This is a genomic window from Limibacterium fermenti, from assembly GCF_041902845.1.
In the GTDB taxonomy this organism is placed as follows: domain Bacteria; phylum Bacteroidota; class Bacteroidia; order Bacteroidales; family Dysgonomonadaceae; genus Limibacterium; species Limibacterium fermenti.
The window spans coordinates 2932188-2950601 of sequence record NZ_CP159486.1 but is presented as its reverse complement, the minus strand read 5'-3'; the positions used below and the strand labels follow the sequence as shown (position 1 = coordinate 2950601).

Sequence of the window (18414 nt, the reverse complement as noted above, 5' to 3'; positions counted from 1 at the left end):
TTTTTATCTTGTCAAGATATCATATAATAAAGAAAAAGGGCTATCTTCGCATATTATATGATAGGTTAGTCGTATGGCAAAGAATACAAAAGGTACAAAATTACCCCGTAAATTAGAACAGAAGATGCAAGTCGTAGGAGAGCAAATTAAGTTGGCCCGGCTTCGTAGGAACTTAAGTGTGTCGCAGGTGGCGGAACGTGCGACCTGTTCGCCTTTAACGGTATCACGTATCGAAAAAGGCGCTCCCACGGTGGCTATCGGTATTTACTTGCGCGTGCTCTATGCTTTGCAATTGGAGGATGATATTCTGTGGCTTGCCAAAGAAGATGCATTGGGTAAAGCGTTGCAGGATTTGAATTTGAAAAATAGAGAACGCGCATCTAAAAAAGAATAAGCGATGAAAAAGTTGTTTGTTTACGCTGATTTTGAATGGCTGAAAGCGGTTGAGCTTATCGGAGAGCTTAGTTACGAATCACTTCGCGGTTCGGATAGCTATGGGTTTAAGTTCAACGATGAGTGGCTGAAAAGACGTGGCAGTATAGTTTTAAGTGATGACTTGAACAGCTATCCCGGACAGCAATATACTCAGCCGGATAAGGATATTTTCGGTTGCTTTTCCGATGCCTTTCCCGACCGTTGGGGACGCACATTGCTCAATCGCAGAGAGCAAATCTTGGCAGGAGAGGAGAAACGCCCCGTTCGTCGGTTATCGTCATTCGACTATCTGACAGGCATTGACGATTATTCCCGAATGGGAGGCTTTCGTTTTAAAGAAAGCATCGATGGCGACTACATGAATGTAAGCGATACTCTCAGCATTCCGCCATTGACTGATATTCGAGAATTGATAGCGGCTAGTCAAGAGGTGGAGAAGAGCGAAGAGGAAAATTTACTACCCGATAAGAAATGGATTGTCCAACTCGTTCAACCCGGCTCGTCGTTGGGGGGATCGCGTCCCAAGGCAAGCGTGATAGATTTGGATAAGGTATTGTATATTGCCAAATTCCCATCCCGTAAAGATGATCACGATACAGGACTATGGGAGCATTTAAGTCACTTGCTTGCTATAAAAGCCGGGATCAATGCTGCAACTACCAAAGTTATCTCAACGAATGATAAATATCATACGCTCCTTTCTCGTCGTTTCGATCGAACGGAAGATGGCCGGCGTATACACTTTGCATCCTCCATGACCTTATTGGGACTGAACGATGGCGACAATGCAACTACCGGCCATGGTTATTTGGATATCGTTGATTTTATTTTGCAAAGCTGCACGAATGTCGAAGGAAATCTTCAAGAACTGTATCGCCGTGTAGCATTCAATATCTGCATCGGCAATAGCGATGATCATTTCCGTAATCACGCATTCCTCCTGACAGCCAAAGGTTGGACCCTTTCTCCTGCCTACGATATGAATCCAACCTTGAGTGAATATCAAAGCTTGCTGATATCTTCCGCTACCAACAAAGCCGACTTAACTATCCTACTTGATGCTTGCGAGCAATATATGTTGAGTCGTGAGGTGGCTGAACAAATCATTTCAGGAGTTGTTGCCGTGGTGAAAGATTGGCGGGCTGTAGCAACTAAAATTGGTGTTTCACAGCGGGAAATGCAAATATTGAGTACGATTATTGAGGAAAGGTCTGAAAACTTTAAACGGATTTAAGAACTCACGTTAATATGTAAATGAACCCGAAGTAGAACGAATTCTTTCGATTATGGTATTCTTGGGAAATTGTCATGAATATATTCATATAGCGCAAGAAATAACAAGCGGATGCCGACTGGTTGAGCGGCATCCACCAAATTCAATTCTTATCTTTTGGTAGAAAGAAGAGGAAAGTTCCCGAAATAGATGCCTATCCTATATAATAGAAAGTTCCATTATATTATTTTCGTGACAGAAATTTATAAACTCTTCTAAAGCATCAATAGATGTTTGTTCGTTCAAAAAACGATCTAAAGGGAAAGAATAAAGAATCTGTATATTCCCTTTTTCCGAATTTAGCACTGAGCGGGTATGTTGCATTGTGGCATATTCTTTATTATATATCAACTCTTCGATATTCCAAATCCATTCTTTTTTCTTGGGCTTAACTTCAAGAATAAACAATAATTTGCTGCCGGATTCGTCCTCTTTTGCAAATGAATCAATGTCTAGCCTATCAATTCCGTTGCTCTCGAAAAAACCAGTATCTGAATATTGGATAATGCTTAATCCGTATTCTTCCCCATTTTCCATAAGGACGTTTTCAAAATCGTATTCAAACATATAGGAATAAAGGAAATCCCATGCCCACATATTATTCCATATTCTTAGCTCCCCATTACGTTTTTGAACGATGGGCTCCGAATAGTGTTTAAATCCCAGAAAAGAAGGAAAGTCTAGTTTAGATTTGATAAAATATGCCAGATCAAGCATTCTGGACTGATAGGAATAAATTAATCGATATGCTTTTCTTACATCACATAAAGCATTGTTGAATTCTTCTATTTTAGTTTCCATATTTTAAATATATTATTAGTTGTTATTTGTTTTTTGGAGTTGTAAAAATCCTGCAAAATACGTTTATTATCAAACTCAAGTAAGGAAGCAATGGCTTCTTCACTTCTATTATTTAAGTGGATAGGTTGCAAATCCGATAACCATTTTACATCAACATATCCGTGTTTGCTAAACACACTTATAATATCATTCAATAATCTTGTTATGGCCTTGGTGCCTTCTGGCTGACTTTTTAGTGTCAAGTCTTCGGCATAATTGCTAATCTCATGCAATAGGTTGTACCAACTGGATGTATAGACATTATATTGTTTTCTTCCAATTGATAAGGTACAATCTTGCAAAAGAATATTACCTCCTAAAGCTATAAATATAAGTGTTTTATTAATATTGTTGACTTCACTGGAAAATGATAGAATCTCCTTTTTCCATTGATCAACACACTGTCCCCGACAGTCTCTTTTTTTAGCCTCGATTATCACATCGAATTTCTCCGCCTCTATCCACACATCAGGCTCTACATAGCGTGAATTTTGTTTACCATCCGGAGTCATTTTCTCCCAAAATTGGATCGATTTTATTTCACCAATTTCTTTTGGTATTTTAGACTGCTTGCCGCAACTGCTTCGAAGCAGTTGCCAAAATACGGTATCCGGTAAATACTGCAACATGCCGATAATCGACGAGGTCAAACTATCTTCTGAAGGAGTGAAGTGTGGGTCGGTAAAAGAATCTTTTAATTTATTTTTTAGCAGTGCTTGAATCATAATTAATCAGTTTTTAAATTAATTGCAAAGGATAAGTCTGTTTGGGAGAAGTTTTCTATTGCATACAATTATAAACCTAAAGCATCGAAATCGACTTCTTCAATAATAATAAAATCTCTCCAAATCGGGACTTCTTGATAGGCTTCTTTTGATCCTTTTGGAACCCCCAGATATTTACTATTAGGAAATATGCTATTTGAATAATTAAAATAAATGGGTATGGAATTTTTACTATATATCTTCTCGATACCAGTACATTCATTAAAAGCACCGTTGCCAATTGATGTGACATTTTTCGGTATTATAAGATCTCCTGTAAATCCGGAGCATTCACTAAAAGCACTATTGTCAATAGAGGTGACAGAGTTGGGGATAATCAATTTGCCTGAAAATCCTTCGCAATTTTGAAAGGCTGAATATCCTATCGTTTTTAGCCTTTCCGGTAATTTTAAAATTCCAGTTAACGAATAACAAAGAGAAAAAGCAAAATTACTTATAGTGACTAACGATACAGGCAACTTCAATTCCCTTGATAAATTCGAATAATAAAAAGCAAACTCTCCAATAGTAGTAACTCCATCGGGTATTACACATTTTTGAATTGAGGATTCGCGGAATAAATTATCGGGAATGCTTGTTAGTTTATCAGGCAGTTTGACTTCCCTTATTCTTTTATTGTCTTTAAATAGTCCAGCGGGTAGTTCCGTATTGCTAATCGCCGACATATCCAGTGTCTCCAGCGAAGCCATCTCGGAAAGAAAGAGAAAGTCGTAATTGTTCAATGTTCCCAATACCGTTAAAGTCTGCAGATTTTGTTTTTGTTGAGAGGTGAGCAAGGAGGATAGTGTGCCTGGAGTAGCAACATTTAGTACGATCGTACCTCCTGCTTGTTCGAAAGCGATCGTCTGCAAGGTCTTTCCGCTATTGTTCTTTATAGAGACGGTCGCATAACGGGTAAGCCCGGGATTTTTCGCAATATAAAAGGTCAGTGTTTCGGTACGCATTGCCGAACGGGTATTCGATAATGACAGCCATGATTGCGCTTCGGCAGGGATAGACACCGTATAATCGATGTCGGTATTTACCGCAACCTCTTGCGTACCGGCATTCTCGGACAGGGAATAGGCATTGGAAGCCACGCTAATGGTTCCTTTTATAAAGTTTAGGCTACTCATGATCGTTTTAGTTTCGCCGTCATATACCCACACCAGAATTTCATCTTCTATCAACGGATCGGGAGCCGTTACGGTGATCGTCCCGGTAGCGTTTGTCTTCGGAGTTACTTTTGCAGACCATCCGTTTTGGCCGAGCGCTTTCACAACAGTCTTGCCCGTTGCTCCGGTAATGGAATAATCGAGTGTTTTGGAAGCGCCTGCCGTAATGGATATGTCGGCCGGTTCGGCGAAAGAAATACTTAAAAGCTTTTCTTTCGGCAGGGTAATCAGTGTACCATCAATGAGTTTCAGATAGACATTCGCCTCATCTTGCGTTACGCTTTCAAAGAAGGAATCTCCTTTTTCCCCTTTTTCGCCGGTCGCTTTGTTCAATTGCATCCAAGTATTTCCGCTATCGGTGGAGATATACCAGTAATCATTTTCAATTTTTAGTTGTGGAGTCGTTCCATTTTCACCGTCTATTCCTTGCGCTTTTATTTTAGCGCCCTTGCTGTCCAAAAGCCAGTCTCCGTTCAACGTCCAATAATACTTATCATCATTTGCGACCGTTAGCCCGATTAAGGGAGTTTTCCCTTCCTTGCCATGATAGATTGTTACTGCACCGTTTTTTGCAAAAGTAAGCGTGTACCCAATGACAGTGTTTCCTTCTTTCACTTCCGACAGGCCCGTTATATAATCATTGTTTTGCAGAGCAGTTAACGTCGCCTGCAAGGCAGAAATGTTGCTATTCATCTGCGCGCAGAGCGTTTCCAACGATTTCACCCTCTTGTCCAATTCATCGACTTGCGACTGCAAGCCGGAATCATCTTTACAAGATGAAAAACATAGCAGCAGTCCAATTGCTGCCGCCATGTAAATAATTGTTTTTCTCATATAATTATATTGATAAATTTGAACTGTGTTTCCATATCTCCCATCTATTTGCCTATTCCATCTATCAAGTTCAATTTTTTGCCTTTTAAGGAAGTTGATCTCAAACTCGATGAATATTGATGTTGCACCTCATATTCTTGATTATTCCATTTAAACTTCCATTTGAAGATAGGATAATATACGGAATTAAACTTCATTCCCAAATTAGTAGAACTGCCGGCAGTAAGATTTCCTAACTTTGAAGGGTCGGTTGAATATCCTACCAACTTACCGCTATACCCATCGTAGATATATAATGAAGTTAACTCTATAGCCTGACTGCTGTTATTTGTGATTTCAGAATACAAATCTCCGGTTACAAAACCATTAATAATAACACCACCGCTGCCTCGAAATGATAATGAAATGAATGACGTTATATCTTGCACTAGCACGGAACATGTGGTAGAAGCGCCGCCATCATCTGATTTTACCGTCATTGTCGCAGAACCGAGTTGATGAGCTTTTAACAATCCTTCCTGTGTTACGGTCGCAACGGAAGAATTGGAACTTTCCCATGTTAATCCTTTATTATAAGCATTTGTGGGAGATATAATTGCCGACAATTGTTTCGTTTCATCGGGAAGTAAGGATACAGATGAGTAATTAAGACTAACTTGTTGAACTTTTACTTTAACCACCTTTACTGTGCAAGTCGCTGTTTTTGATCCGTCGGCGGAAGTTGCCGTTATAACCGCCTCGCCTTCGGCGACTGCTTTAATTAGGGCGCTATTGGTTCCTTTTCCATCCCCTGTAACCGTCGCAACCGAAGGATTGGAACTACTCCAGATTGCTTCGAGATACGCTTCATTGTTCGTCGAATACAATACATGAATGACTTCCGCGGCATCAGGAAAAGCTAATTCGATATCGTTCATTGACAACTTAATTCCTTTTAAATTCACCGTGACATTGCATTGTGCGGTAAAATCTCCATCTTCTGTTTTTGCTGTTATCACGGTTTTTCCAGTCATCATGCCCGTCACCGTTCCGTTTTGATCGACTTGAGCGATTTTTTCATCTCCGCTACTCCAAATAACTTTCTTATTAGTTGCGTTTTCCGGTGCCAGTGTAGCCTGAATCTTAATCTGATCCGTCATTTCCATAACAACATCCTTATGCGATAAAGTAATTCCCGTAGCATGAATAGGTACGACTTTGATTTTTGCCGATGCCGATAAATTCAATGCCGGCGCTTTTACCGCCAATGTCGCTTCTCCTACTTTCAATGCCTGAATGTTTCCCTTATTATCCACAGTAAAAATCTCCGCATCCGAGGTCTGCCATTCATAAGCAGGCGCGGGTAAATCGGCCGGTACGTGTTTTACTTCAACCTTTTTTGAACTACCGATATCCATGGTGATTTCATTCGGTATCGAAATACTTGTGACTACAGGATCGTCTTTTTTTTCACAACTCCATACCAGCAATCCTGCAAAAAGAACAGCTAAAAAATACCTTTTCATAATACTTCAATATAATTTTATCAATTTCCATTGATTAAAGCCTCGCCGTTCCTCAAGGTCAGCATGATTATAATAAAAGAGGCGTGGGAACTGTTAGTCTTATCTCTGTTGAGGATCTGGACGCCCTGACAAATAGATAAGCAACAGCCCCACGCCATATATGACGTGGAGCATTTTGTTGCTATCATCCCATTTGTCTTGAAATTGTCCAGATTTCAACGGGGGATAATATCTAAAACGCTTTATTTTAAATCAACATACATAACGATTTTACGTTACGCCAGCAAAGGTATTAACTTTTCTTGTAATGTAATATCTTTTCCGGTATATTTTTTCATCGGTAATTATTTATCGGAATTTTTGCAATTGATGATTGCCTTAATAGACTGAAATAGGATGAAGTAAGCCTCTATCTCAGGGAGAATGGTATAAAGGGAAAGGCTGTTCTTATGTATCTCCGCCAACATGTCATGGACTGACGATATGAAATGGTAAATGAACGGTATGATGTCATGAATCGATGGTGCGAAATAGTACATGAACGTACGAACGCCCCCGGTGAACGATCAAAAAGATAAGATCGTATGTAAGACGGGACAAACGGAACATTCGAAAGGGTAAATTTATTCGTCGAAAGTTCTTGGGCGTATGGTAATTTGATTTTATCTTCTATATAACAAACCATCTCATCCGCATTCTTTGATTTGATTTTGAAGTTTTTCGAGGGTTCTTTGGGTCTTAATCAATTTTCTTCTAAGTATCTCGGTTTCGCTGGTTTGGGTAAAAGAGTCATCAAACTCGACCTTGTATTTAACCATTGTATAGAGTATTCTTCCCAATTTGTTCGCAGTAGCGATAATAGCCGGCAAGTAACCGCTTTTTGCCTGTATACGCCGGAAGTAATATCCTAAGGGCGTTTTACTTGTTTTCAGGGAGTTTGCCGAAGAACGCAGGATTTGTCCAACAGGATTCTTGCGCTTTGGAATTTTGCTGGACTGGAGTTTTCCTCCCGATATTTTGTTGTTGGGTGTGAGGTTACACCAACAACAAAACTGTTTGTATGAGTCAAACTTATCGGTAAAATCGTGTCCCAGCTCACCGGCCAACCGCAACAGGGCCGCTTCACTGACACCCGGTATGCGCATCGCGTTGACACCCCATAATCGGATCGCGTGCTTTTCGATATCTATCGTGACGGCATTCTTTTGAGCTTTTGCTTTTTTCGCCCTTTGCTCCGGCTTGGAAGTTTCTTCGGGCTTAACGTCTTTGAGATACTCCTGCAGGATGCCCTCTATCTGCTTGTCACAATCCTTCATCAGGTTTTGGTAATATACATACAGTTCATAGCTTTGTTTGAGCATGAACAGCAGGTCTTCGTCCCAATTGGCCTGCAGGGATTTGGCGATGGTTTCTTTGGGAGATTTGCATCGGGGATCGGCCAAAGCCGATAGTTTTCGGGCATCGCGTTCCCCGGCCAGAATGGCGCGAATAATCTCCTGTCCCGATTTTCCCAAAATATCGCTGATGACATTGCCCAATTTGATGTTCATCAATTCCATGGCCTTTTGCATGTGGAGCACTTCCCGCGAAGAAGCTTTCAACAACCCGTCACGGTGGCGCGATACATTGCGGATGCGCCGGGCATGGTTCTGGGGTTGGAAACTGGCTCTCAGAAGCCCGTAACTATGCAAGACCATGATGGTTTCGGCATCTACCCGGTCGGTCTTCTTTTCACTGATATTTTTGATGGCCTTGGCGTTGACCAGCAACACATCGAATCCCTCCGATTCCAGTATCATGTAGAGTTGGACCCAATACACCCCCGTGGATTCCATGGCGACGGTTTCAATGCCACAGGCTTTAAGCCAATCCGATATAAGGTGTAAATCTTGCGTAAACGTGCCGAAGCGGCGGTTGTTTTCTCCATCCCGGTCTTCCGGGACACATACTTGCATTTCGGTGGAAGAAACATCGATACCCGCCGAATTGGGATTCACGATTTCCAATTTCAATCCCTTGTTTGTCTTGATTTTTTTCGCTTTCTTTGCCATAGTTTTAACTTGTGAATAAATAAAAGCCTCATCAAGCCCGGATGCTTTAAACAATGATAATCTTCTATAAGGTCTCATAGGAACCAAGTATTTCATTACAAGCAAACCGGAACCGTACTTTGCATTGGAGTCGTATCCAAGATAACTTGTGGTTTACTTGCTTGATGGGGCTTCGCAAGTTATTAATTATTTCTCATTTTCAGAGAAAATCCTAACTTTGTATTTCATCAACAAAAAAAGTATTATGGCAAAGAATATCGATGCAAAATTCGGATTTGCAACCCGAAGTATACACACAGGGAATGAAGTGGATGGAGAAACCGGGGCGATTCGCCGTCCTATCACCATGGCAAACAGTTATGCCTTGCCTTATGATGCGGCGGAAATGAACTGGAGCGATGCCGGCACGGCGCTATATACCCGCAACGGAGGGGCTAATCAGCGTTACTTGCAAGAAAAGTTGGCGGCACTTTCACAGACGGAAGATGCGGTGGTGTTGGCCTCGGGCGTGGCCGCATTGCATGCCGTTTTTTTTACGTTCTTGCGTTCAGGTGATCATGTGGTTTCTTCCAACGTGATGTACATTGCGGTTTATCGGTTGCTGACTCAATACTTGCCGGAAAAATATCAGATTTCCGCTACGCTCGTCGACAGTTCCGATGTCGATGCCGTTAGAAGGGCGATTCGTCCCAATACGAAATTGATTCATATCGAAACGCCCGGCAATCCGACACTCAATATTTCCGATATTCAGGCTATCGCGCATATCGCCCACGAAAACGGAGCGTTGTTGTCGGTCGACAATACCTTCGCTTCTCCCTACAATCAACTTCCGGCAACGTTGGGGGCCGATCTGGTTGTGGAAAGCCTTACCAAATACATTAACGGGCATGGCGATGCGATGGGCGGTGCCGTGCTGGGAAAAAAAGAACGGATTGATCAAATCCGTGCGGAAGCCATGGTGAATGTCGGAGGTGTTATCAGTCCGTTCAATGCCTGGTTGATTATGCGTGGAGCCGTTACTTTACCGCTTCGTATGCGTCAGCATAACGAGAGCGGATTGGCCATTGCGCGTTTTCTTGCGGAACATCCGTTGGTGCGCTTCGTGGCTTATCCCGGCTTGGAAAGTCATCGGGGGCATGAGATAGCCAAACGTCAGATGCATCCCGGATTTTCGGGAATGATCGCTTTCGGGCTTAAGCTGGATGCGGATGGACACAACCGGTTTATCAGCCGCCTCAAAATTATTACTTCGGCCGTATCGCTGGGGCACGATGAAAGCCTTATCGTTTTTCTGGGCCCCGATGACGAACGTCAATATTTATTCCCCGAAGAGTTTTCCGGAGGATTCTTCCGTTTCAGCGTCGGATTGGAAGATACGGAAGACCTGATCGGCGATCTCGATCAGGCATTGTCTTCGCTTCTTTCATAATCAACGGTTGCTCGTTTCTGCTGCGCCGCTTTCCCGCCGGCGCTTCCTATTCATGTCCCTGCATCCTGTTTGGAACAAGTCAGGGACTTGCGCCGCGAGAGGGCGTTCTTTTACCCGTCAAATGTCGGGAAGCCGTTAGGCGGGAGAAAAATAAATAGACGGGAGATATGTTTTTAAGGGGTAAAATTGTATCTTTGCCCATAAAAACAAGCCACTGATATGAAGATCGAAATTATCAACGGTCCCAATTTGAATTTACTGGGCATGCGCGAGCCGGATATTTATGGCAAAGAGTCGTTTGTCGATTATTTGGAGACGTTGAAAGCCGAATTTCCCCACGTGGATTTTTCCTATTTCCAATCGAATATAGAAGGCGAACTGATCGACAAGATTCAAGAAGCCGGTTTCGGAAGCGACGGTATCGTACTGAATGCCGGAGGATATACGCATACCTCCATTGCTCTGCGTGATGCCATAAAGGCGGTGCCGGCGCCGGTCGTAGAGGTGCATATTTCAAATGTGCATGCGCGCGAATCGTTCCGTCATCAATCGCTGCTCTCGCCTGTTTGCGCCGGAGTGATTGCCGGATTCGGAACCGATTCGTATCGCTTGGCGACAGAGGCTTTGTTAAAAATAACGACTCGTACTCAAAATCATCACTCATAACTGAACAAGGATATGTTTAAACAGACAAAAATCGTAGCGACTATTTCCGATAAGCGCTGTGACGTGCCATTCGTCAAACAACTTTTTGAAGAAGGTATGGACGTGGTCAGGCTCAACTCTGCCCACCTCGACGAAGAAGGTTTTCTAAAAATCGTCAACAACGTGCGGGCTGTGTCCAACCGCATTGCTTTATTGGTGGACACGAAAGGTCCTGAGATACGGACCACCATAGCGGAAAAACCCATCGAGTTGACTACCGGGCAACTCATCAAGATTATAGGAGATCCCGACGGGATATCCAACCAGGAAGTGATTTGCGTTTCTTACAAAGGAATCGCCCAAGAGATGAAAGAAGGCGAAGACCTGCTCATCGATGACGGGGAAGTGGACTTGAAAGTGAAGGAAGTGCATCCCGATTATTTGCTTTGTGTGGTACAGAACGATGGCGTGGTCGGAAGCCGTAAGAGCGTCAATGTGCCGGGGGTGCGCATCAATCTGCCCACCATTACCCCGCGCGACCGTAAGTTTATCGAGTTGGCCGTCAAGCATGATCTGGATTTCATTGCCCACTCGTTTGTCCGCAGCAAGGAAGATATTCTGGAAGTGCAAAGTATCCTCGACGAATATAAAAGCCCCATCAAGATTATCGCGAAGATAGAGAATCAGGAAGGCGTCGACAATGCCGACGAGATTCTCGATGCGGCATACGGCATCATGGTGGCGCGCGGCGACCTGGGTATCGAGGTGGCGCAGGAAAAAATACCGGGCATACAACGGGTATTGATCCGTCTGGCTATCCATCACAAGAAGCCGGTCATCGTCGCGACTCAAATGCTGCACTCGATGATTGAGAATCCGCGTCCTACACGTGCGGAAATCACCGACATTGCCAATGCGATTTATTATCGTACCGATGCCATCATGCTCAGCGGCGAAACGGCTTACGGCAAATATCCCGTAGAGGCGGTGCGGACGATGAGAAAAGTATCTTATGAGGCGGAAAAGACGAAACTGAGGGAAAACGATATTCCCGTTCCTTATGACGAAGACGATGATAAGGAAGTGACGACATTCATGGCTAAACAAGCGGTCAAGTCCATCTCCCGCCTCAACACGAAGGCTATCGTTACCGACAGTCATACCGGCCGTACGGCACGTGTGTTGGCTGCTTTCAGGGGACGGCGCCCGGTGTTTGCGATTGCCACCACTGAGCGGTTGGCGAGGGAGTTGGCATTGTCTTACGGGGTTACGGCCGAACATCAACCGGGGCGCGGAATCGATAATACGAAAGAGAGCCGCCGGGCTTATTATATATATGCCATCAAAAAGCTGATGGACGAAGGCTTATTGCTTCCGGAAGATCGGGTGGCTTATTTGGGCGGCAGTTTCGGGGAAACCGGAGGAACAACGTACCTTGATATCTGCGAGGTGGAAAAGATTCTGGAAGCCAAAGACAAATATAATCTGCCCGATTTCACCTTATAAAGCCGAATGGCATGCTCGATACCGATTCATTGGAAGAATATATTTTGTCGCATAGCGATCCGGAGCCGCCATGGCTTCGCGATCTCTATCGCAAAGCCCATATCCGTCTGGTGCATCCGCGCATGCTATCGGGGCATTTGCAGGGGCGGTTTTTGAAAATGCTCACGCAGATGATTCGTCCGCAAAATGTACTCGAAATCGGAACCTACACGGGATATTCCGCCTTGTGTATCGCAGAGGGATTAACCGGCATTTCGTTTGTTTATACGATTGAAAAGGATGACGAGATGGAGGATTTTATCCGCGAAGCATTTGCCGCATCGCCTTATGACGGTCGGATATGCCTGTATATCGGCGATGCGGCAAAGATTGTTCCTGCTTTTGCCAAAGATTTTTTCGGGATGGTGTTTATCGATGCCGACAAGAGGGAGTATTGGGAACATTATGAACTGATTCTTCCCAAAGTGTTACCCGGAGGCTATATTCTGGTCGATAACACGTTGTGGAGCGGTAAGGTGCTGGAGAAGACGCCAAACAACGATTGGCAGACCAAAGGAATTTTGGAATTTAATGAGAAGTTGGCGGCCGACGATCGCGTGGAGAAGGTGATTCTTCCTATTCGTGACGGACTGACGCTGATACGAAAAAAAGATAGACGATGGAAACAAACAGACAGTTAAAAATAAACCGCTTGATTCAAAAAGAACTGAGCGAGATCTTTTTGCTCGAAACCAAAAAGATGCACGGCGTACTCATTTCGGTGACCAATGTACGTGTTTCGCCCGACTTAGGCATCGCGCATGCTTATTTGAGTATCTTCCCGTCCGATAAAGGAGCGGAGTTGCTGGCGAATATCAACGAGAACGTGAAGGCGGTGCGCTACGACTTGGGTAAAAGAGTGGGGAAGCAGTTACGTGTAATCCCCGATCTGAATTTCCATCTCGATGACTCGCTCGATTATATCGAGAACATCGACAAGTTATTGAAAGACGATAAGTAAAAGCGTTACAAAGAATGTCGCTCCAAGCAACGCCCCCGGTATACAACACCTAAAAAAACGATGCAGTGAACTTATCCTTTTTTATTGCCCGGCGATATCTCTTCTCGAAGAAATCGCACAATGCGATCAATGTGATCTCGATCATTTCCGTGTGCGGCATAGCTATTGCCACCATGGCGATGGTGTGCGTGCTGTCGGTCTTCAACGGCTTTGGCGGGGTAGTGGAAGGATTGTTCAGTGCGTTCGATCCCGAACTGAAAATCACCGCCCGGCAAGGCAAGGTTTTCGATTATCATACGCCTCCGTTCGAACGGGCCCTTCGAGTCGAGGGGATCGGGATGATTTCGGAATCGCTCGAAGAGAACGCCCTTTTCCGTTACCGCGACCGGCAGGTGCCGGTCCGTTTGAAAGGAGTGTCGGAAGAGTTCCGCCTGTTGGCCGATATGGATCGCATTCTGATCGACGGTGATTTTCGCTTACGCGAAGATGTGGTCGATTATACGAGTATCGGGGCGGGTTTGGCGATGACGTTGGGCATACGCGCCGGTTACATCGATCCGGTAGAAATCTATTCCCCGAAGCGCGATGAGCGGGTGAACCTCGCGAATCCTTCGTCGGCATTCACCATCGGATCGGCATTTGTCGGGGGCGTGTTCAGCCTGAACCAACCCGAATACGATGATCAACTGGCAATCATTCCCATTCAACTGGCCAGGGAGTTGTTGCGCTACGAAACGGAAGTGTCGTCGCTCGATATCAAATTACAGGCCGGGGCATCGGTGAAAAAGGTGAAATCGGAGATCGAGCGGGCGCTGGGCGACAGCTATCTGGTCGAAGACCGTTACGAGCAACAAAAAGAGTCGTACCGCATGCTGCAAATCGAGAAGTGGGTGACGTTCCTCATCCTTGCCTTCATCTTGTTGATAGCCGTTTTTAATGTCGTCGGGTCGCTGCTGATGCTTATCGTAGAGAAAACCGAGGATATCAAAAGCCTCCGGAATATGGGCGCTCCCGATTCTCTCGTTTTGCACGTATTCCTTTATGAAGGATGGCTCATTTCGCTTATCGGCATCATCGCCGGTATTGTTTTGGGACTGGCATTATGCCTTTTGCAGCAGCATTTCGGGCTGATCCGTCTGAGCGATACGCCGGGCGCGTATGTCGTGGATGCCTATCCGGTGATTGTCCGCTTTACCGATGTCGTCATCGTCTTTGCCATCGTGAGCGTCATTTGCGGGCTGACCGTATTGTATCCCGTCAATAATCTGAAGAAAAAATTGAAATCAATATAAAGTAACGAGATTGTATGAAGATAGCCGTTGTTGGAACAGGATACGTGGGACTGGTGTCGGGCGCGTGTTTTGCCGAAATGGGGGTGGATGTCACCTGTGTCGATATCGATAACGAAAAGATAGAAGGGCTGAAAAACGGAGTGATCCCGATTTACGAGCCGGGATTGAAGAATATTGTTCTGCGGAATTACGAAGCCGACCGTCTGCATTTCACCACCGATCTGCCGTCGGTGCTGAACAGCATGGAAATTGTGTTTATTGCGGTAGGTACGCCGTCGGACGAGCAGGGGAATGCCGATCTTTCGTACGTGTTTGAAGTCGCCCGTACCATCGGCGACCATATCGATACGCCGCTGTTGATCGTGACCAAAAGCACCGTACCGGTAGGAACCTCTTTCCGTATCCGCGAAAAGGTAAAGGAACGCATGCGTCTGAGGGGCGCGGAAGACCTCGATTTCGATGTGGCCTCGAATCCCGAGTTCTTGAAAGAAGGCGCTGCGGTGGAAGATTTTATGAGTCCCGACCGCGTTGTGGTCGGCGTTGAGACCGAGCGGGCGCGCAACCTGATGACCCGGCTTTACCGCCCCTTCCTGTTGAATAATTTCCGAGTAATCTTTATGGATATCCTTTCGTCGGAAATGACGAAATATGCCTCGAACGCCATGCTGGCCACGCGCATCAGTTTTATGAACGACATCGCCAACCTGTGCGAACGCCTCGGAGCGGATGTGAACATGGTGCGCCGCGGCATGGGCAGCGACTCGCGCATCGGTAAATACTTTTTATATCCGGGTTGCGGTTACGGCGGGAGTTGTTTTCCGAAAGATATCCGCGCCATCATTCAAGCCGGCGAGGAGGCCGGTTATGAGATGGGCGTACTCAAAGCGGTGGAAGAAGTGAACAACCGGCAGAAAGGCATCTTGTTCGATAAATTCAGCCGTTATTTTCAGGGAGATATAAAGGGCAAAACGGTTGGCGTGTGGGGATTGTCGTTCAAACCCGAAACCGACGATATGCGCGATGCCCCCTCGCTGACTCTTATCCGGAGCCTGCTGAAGGCCGGTGTGAACGTGCGGGCTTACGATCCCGCGGCGATGAAAGAAGCGCGCAAGTATTTGCAGGAAGACATTTACTATGCCACGGATATTTACGACGCCGCCAACGAGGCCGATGCCTTGATCGTTCCCACCGAGTGGAAAGAGTTCCGGCTGCCGAATTGGAATATTCTGAAGAAGATTATGCGTTCTCATTTGGTGGTTGACGGACGGAATATCTATAACCGAGAAGATTTGGCCTCTTACGGCTTCGACCATCAGGGTATCGGACAGAAAGATTGATGTGCTGATGTGCTGATGAATCCCCTTTTCGAGCCCTATCCTCCACTTGTCCCGATTCATCGAGATTGCCTTACACATTCAAAAACTATTTCGTTAGGCGGGAGCAGAAATCAAACTTGTTTGAATGATGCCCGATCATGCAAAACGACTTAGAAACTGTTTAAATTTGTTTCGCTGCTTCAAAAAGAATTATTTTTTAGGAGTATTCTTTCTTGTTTTGACGATAATAGCGGGCTATTTGAGCCAAATAAAAGGAAGAAGAATACAAAAAAGAAACTTTTTGAAGGCGAAGAATTTCAAATATAGACTTCGTAAGAAATTTAAACAGTTTCTTAATTTATTGGAATTATGATACAAGCACAGATATTAAAAGATAAAGATGGAGTTTCCATGGACGTTGAAGAGATCACCGGCGATCTCCCCCAATGGGAAAAGGATTTTATTGACACACGTCTGGAAACAGCCAATAAGCATCCCGGACGGCTGCATCCGCCGGATCAGCTTTTTCAATAAGAGGAGATGAAGAAATACGCAGCTTTCTATCTTGACGAGGTTAAGAATGATTTATTGTCTGCGAAACAATGGTATGCCCGAAAGCAGGATGGCTTGGATGAGCGCTTCCGCCTACAGATAAAAATATGATAGAACTGACTCTTGTTTCGGATGTTGTTGAAGAATATGAAATGGAGCATATGGCTGTTGCAACTGACCGTTATATCGGGGAACTTAAAGCCCGGGGCGAAGCGTGCTGGGCGTGAATAAAAGCGCAATGACTATATAAAAGAGGGTGCCGCTAACGACACCCTCCGTTAACGAGAGATTCACAAAGCCTTTCACAAGGCCTTTATTTTCCGGTCTCCTTTTTTGTCCGGTCGGCTTTGAGTTGCGCGATGCGTTGGTTGTAGAGCGTTTTGGTTCGTTGGATCAGGTTGTTGACGTTCGAAACGAACTCCTTAGCCTCTGCATTGGGCTGCTCGGCTGTGGCAAGCACGGCCATGGCATAAGCGCGTTGGGTAATCTGGCCGTAAAGTTTGTCGATCGCCTTGCGTTTGGCTGCCGTATCGGCTGCTGCGGGCTTGTCGAGCACCGTTTGCTTTTCCCATTGGTCGTAACTGTCGTTTATCGTTTCCAGCGCATCGATGTCCGTACCGATACCCACAGCCGCGATGTGAGGCGCCAGGGCCGGGGCGCGCAGGTCGAGCACCATCCCCTTGATGTCGGCCGTCTCCTGGTTCTTCGGCCGCGAGGCGAGGCCTTTATAGGGGCTGATGACGGGCACTAATGCCGTGTAAGCGTCGCGTTTGGCGGAATTTGGCGATCGGGCCGCGTTGAGGATTTCACTGATAATATAGGAGCAATAGTCATCGCGTTCGGGTTCCAGGGCGTCTTTTTCCGCCGTGGTAGAACTGCCTGTGCCGCGATGCACCAGGTCTTGCTCGGCATCGATAGCCTGCCCGTAAGGATCCGCCAAGGTTTCGGCCCCGATTTTTTCAGGGCTTGCGGTGGGGATGAAGGAAGAAACAGAAGAATGAAATCCGATATGTTCGGAATTGTTGAGCTTGCCTAAGCCAAAATTGATAATCTTTTCCATTTTATATCCATTTAATTGATTAATACACTATGTAACGCCGGCCATTACCGGCTCTTGAAGTCTTATGTTTTCCCCGTGCACCCCGGCGATGGAAAGCCGGAAAAATGAAACCGGACGGCCGATCTCTACAAACGGGCTGCAAGAGTTGAAAAACGCTTTGAAGACCCGCGCGAGACACCTTCGGAGGGTCGAAAACGCCTCACCGGGGTCAATAGATGCATTTCGGAGTCCCGAAACACGTTTATCGAGGTCGGGAAATGGATTTTCGAGGTCAAAAATAGGTTTATCGGGGTCGAAAGATGTGTTTTGAAGTGCGGAAGGTGTCTCGCGGCGTCCTCTAGAGGTGTTTTGAAAACGGAAAGCCTCCTTATCGAGGTCTATGAATGTCGTTTGGAAGCGCAAAAGCCTCTTGTGCGGGGTCGCGGCAGGTTTCCGGCATACGAAAAGCCCTTTGCGCGGGGTCGCCGTTAAGGTGCTGTCTAAGGCGGGCAATATGGGGACGGATGGGATACGATTCTCATGGACCTCACGTCCGTTACGATAGATGAACACCCTTTTATCATATAAAAGAAGTTCATTCATATTATCGGGACACAAACATCCGGATTACACGGCGAAGGTCGGAACAATTTTTGAAACCGCCAACTATTTGCGTGATTATTTTTCTTCCGGCTTTCTTTTTCTTCCGGAAAATACGATACCTTTGTGACGATTAACCATTTTATGTATAGAAA

18 protein-coding genes are annotated in these 18414 nt (G+C 45.2%); 11 read left to right on the top strand and 7 right to left on the bottom strand.

Features of this window, described 5'->3' with window-relative positions:
- Positions 1-73: 73 nt before the first annotated feature.
- Both ABNK31_RS12815 and ABNK31_RS12810 read left to right on the top strand, forming a co-directional pair.
- A complete protein-coding gene (locus ABNK31_RS12815; RefSeq protein WP_418892896.1) occupies positions 74-394 on the top strand; it encodes a helix-turn-helix domain-containing protein in 321 nt (106 codons plus the stop codon).
- A gap of 3 nt (positions 395-397) precedes the next feature.
- Positions 398-1669, top strand: a complete 1272-nt coding sequence (locus ABNK31_RS12810) for a type II toxin-antitoxin system HipA family toxin (protein ID WP_418892895.1) — start codon at positions 398-400, stop codon at positions 1667-1669.
- Positions 1670-1867: 198 nt separating this feature from the next.
- Here ABNK31_RS12810 and ABNK31_RS12805 read toward each other — a convergent pair whose 3' ends face one another.
- The 5 genes from ABNK31_RS12805 to ABNK31_RS12785 form a co-directional block, all read right to left on the bottom strand.
- The gene (locus ABNK31_RS12805) at positions 1868-2509 is read right to left on the bottom strand and encodes a hypothetical protein (RefSeq protein WP_418892894.1); all 642 of its coding nucleotides are present in this window, start codon (positions 2507-2509) and stop codon (positions 1868-1870) included.
- A complete protein-coding gene (locus ABNK31_RS12800) occupies positions 2494-3273 on the bottom strand; it encodes a hypothetical protein (RefSeq protein ID WP_418892893.1) in 780 nt (259 codons plus the stop codon). Before ABNK31_RS12800 ends, ABNK31_RS12805 begins: the two co-directional genes overlap by 16 nt.
- Before the next feature lie 68 nt (positions 3274-3341).
- Entirely contained in the window at positions 3342-5321 is a 1980-nt protein-coding gene (locus ABNK31_RS12795; protein ID WP_418892892.1) for a PL29 family lyase N-terminal domain-containing protein, read from the bottom strand.
- A 44-nt stretch (positions 5322-5365) separates the two neighbouring features.
- Complete coding sequence (locus ABNK31_RS12790; protein ID WP_418892891.1) at positions 5366-6826, bottom strand: Ig-like domain-containing protein; 1461 nt, start codon at positions 6824-6826, stop codon at positions 5366-5368.
- Between the two features lie 686 nt (positions 6827-7512).
- On the bottom strand, positions 7513-8877 hold the full coding sequence (locus ABNK31_RS12785; RefSeq protein WP_418892890.1) for an IS110 family transposase: 1365 nt from the start codon (positions 8875-8877) through the stop codon (positions 7513-7515).
- Positions 8878-9121: 244 nt separating this feature from the next.
- On the opposite strand from ABNK31_RS12785, the gene ABNK31_RS12780 reads away from it, so the two are divergent.
- From ABNK31_RS12780 to ABNK31_RS12740, 9 genes are all read left to right on the top strand, one after another.
- Positions 9122-10309 carry a trans-sulfuration enzyme family protein gene (locus tag ABNK31_RS12780; protein ID WP_418892889.1) on the top strand — a complete coding sequence of 396 codons (1188 nt, stop codon included), beginning with the start codon at positions 9122-9124 and terminating at the stop codon, positions 10307-10309.
- A gap of 219 nt (positions 10310-10528) precedes the next feature.
- Positions 10529-10975, top strand: a complete 447-nt coding sequence (gene aroQ / locus ABNK31_RS12775; RefSeq protein WP_418892888.1) for a type II 3-dehydroquinate dehydratase — start codon at positions 10529-10531, stop codon at positions 10973-10975.
- A 12-nt stretch (positions 10976-10987) separates the two neighbouring features.
- Positions 10988-12460 (top strand): pyruvate kinase, encoded by a 1473-nt coding sequence (gene pyk, locus ABNK31_RS12770; protein ID WP_418892887.1) that lies wholly within the window; start codon positions 10988-10990, stop codon positions 12458-12460.
- An 11-nt stretch (positions 12461-12471) separates the two neighbouring features.
- A complete protein-coding gene (locus tag ABNK31_RS12765; RefSeq protein WP_418892886.1) occupies positions 12472-13140 on the top strand; it encodes an O-methyltransferase in 669 nt (222 codons plus the stop codon).
- Complete coding sequence (rbfA, locus tag ABNK31_RS12760; RefSeq protein WP_418892885.1) at positions 13119-13460, top strand: 30S ribosome-binding factor RbfA; 342 nt, start codon at positions 13119-13121, stop codon at positions 13458-13460. Before ABNK31_RS12765 ends, rbfA begins: the two co-directional genes overlap by 22 nt.
- Before the next feature lie 65 nt (positions 13461-13525).
- Positions 13526-14752: an FtsX-like permease family protein gene (locus ABNK31_RS12755; protein ID WP_321579374.1), complete on the top strand. Its 1227-nt coding sequence runs from the start codon at positions 13526-13528 to the stop codon at positions 14750-14752.
- A 14-nt stretch (positions 14753-14766) separates the two neighbouring features.
- Positions 14767-16089, top strand: a complete 1323-nt coding sequence (locus tag ABNK31_RS12750; RefSeq protein WP_418892884.1) for a UDP-glucose dehydrogenase family protein — start codon at positions 14767-14769, stop codon at positions 16087-16089.
- Positions 16090-16437: 348 nt separating this feature from the next.
- Positions 16438-16602 carry a hypothetical protein gene (locus ABNK31_RS12745; protein ID WP_418892883.1) on the top strand — a complete coding sequence of 55 codons (165 nt, stop codon included), beginning with the start codon at positions 16438-16440 and terminating at the stop codon, positions 16600-16602.
- 6 nt (positions 16603-16608) lie between these two features.
- On the top strand, positions 16609-16731 hold the full coding sequence (locus tag ABNK31_RS12740) for a hypothetical protein (protein WP_418892882.1): 123 nt from the start codon (positions 16609-16611) through the stop codon (positions 16729-16731).
- A 202-nt stretch (positions 16732-16933) separates the two neighbouring features.
- Here ABNK31_RS12740 and ABNK31_RS12735 read toward each other — a convergent pair whose 3' ends face one another.
- Positions 16934-17680 (bottom strand): DUF6261 family protein, encoded by a 747-nt coding sequence (locus tag ABNK31_RS12735; protein ID WP_418892881.1) that lies wholly within the window; start codon positions 17678-17680, stop codon positions 16934-16936.
- 27 nt (positions 17681-17707) lie between these two features.
- A complete protein-coding gene (locus ABNK31_RS12730) occupies positions 17708-18262 on the bottom strand; it encodes a hypothetical protein (protein ID WP_418892880.1) in 555 nt (184 codons plus the stop codon).
- Positions 18263-18414: the final 152 nt, after the last annotated feature.

Coding starts and splice junctions, on each gene's coding strand:
- ABNK31_RS12815 (WP_418892896.1), top strand. CDS start 74: ATGGCAAAGAATACAAAAGGTACAAAATTACCCCGTAAATTAGAACAG.
- ABNK31_RS12810 (WP_418892895.1), top strand. CDS start 398: ATGAAAAAGTTGTTTGTTTACGCTGATTTTGAATGGCTGAAAGCGGTT.
- ABNK31_RS12805 (WP_418892894.1), bottom strand. CDS start 2,509: ATGGAAACTAAAATAGAAGAATTCAACAATGCTTTATGTGATGTAAGA.
- ABNK31_RS12800 (WP_418892893.1), bottom strand. CDS start 3,273: ATGATTCAAGCACTGCTAAAAAATAAATTAAAAGATTCTTTTACCGAC.
- ABNK31_RS12795 (WP_418892892.1), bottom strand. CDS start 5,321: ATGAGAAAAACAATTATTTACATGGCGGCAGCAATTGGACTGCTGCTA.
- ABNK31_RS12790 (WP_418892891.1), bottom strand. CDS start 6,826: ATGAAAAGGTATTTTTTAGCTGTTCTTTTTGCAGGATTGCTGGTATGG.
- ABNK31_RS12785 (WP_418892890.1), bottom strand. CDS start 8,877: ATGGCAAAGAAAGCGAAAAAAATCAAGACAAACAAGGGATTGAAATTG.
- ABNK31_RS12780 (WP_418892889.1), top strand. CDS start 9,122: ATGGCAAAGAATATCGATGCAAAATTCGGATTTGCAACCCGAAGTATA.
- aroQ (WP_418892888.1), top strand. CDS start 10,529: ATGAAGATCGAAATTATCAACGGTCCCAATTTGAATTTACTGGGCATG.
- pyk (WP_418892887.1), top strand. CDS start 10,988: ATGTTTAAACAGACAAAAATCGTAGCGACTATTTCCGATAAGCGCTGT.
- ABNK31_RS12765 (WP_418892886.1), top strand. CDS start 12,472: ATGCTCGATACCGATTCATTGGAAGAATATATTTTGTCGCATAGCGAT.
- rbfA (WP_418892885.1), top strand. CDS start 13,119: ATGGAAACAAACAGACAGTTAAAAATAAACCGCTTGATTCAAAAAGAA.
- ABNK31_RS12750 (WP_418892884.1), top strand. CDS start 14,767: ATGAAGATAGCCGTTGTTGGAACAGGATACGTGGGACTGGTGTCGGGC.
- ABNK31_RS12745 (WP_418892883.1), top strand. CDS start 16,438: ATGATACAAGCACAGATATTAAAAGATAAAGATGGAGTTTCCATGGAC.
- ABNK31_RS12740 (WP_418892882.1), top strand. CDS start 16,609: ATGAAGAAATACGCAGCTTTCTATCTTGACGAGGTTAAGAATGATTTA.
- ABNK31_RS12735 (WP_418892881.1), bottom strand. CDS start 17,680: ATGGAAAAGATTATCAATTTTGGCTTAGGCAAGCTCAACAATTCCGAA.
- ABNK31_RS12730 (WP_418892880.1), bottom strand. CDS start 18,262: ATGAATGAACTTCTTTTATATGATAAAAGGGTGTTCATCTATCGTAAC.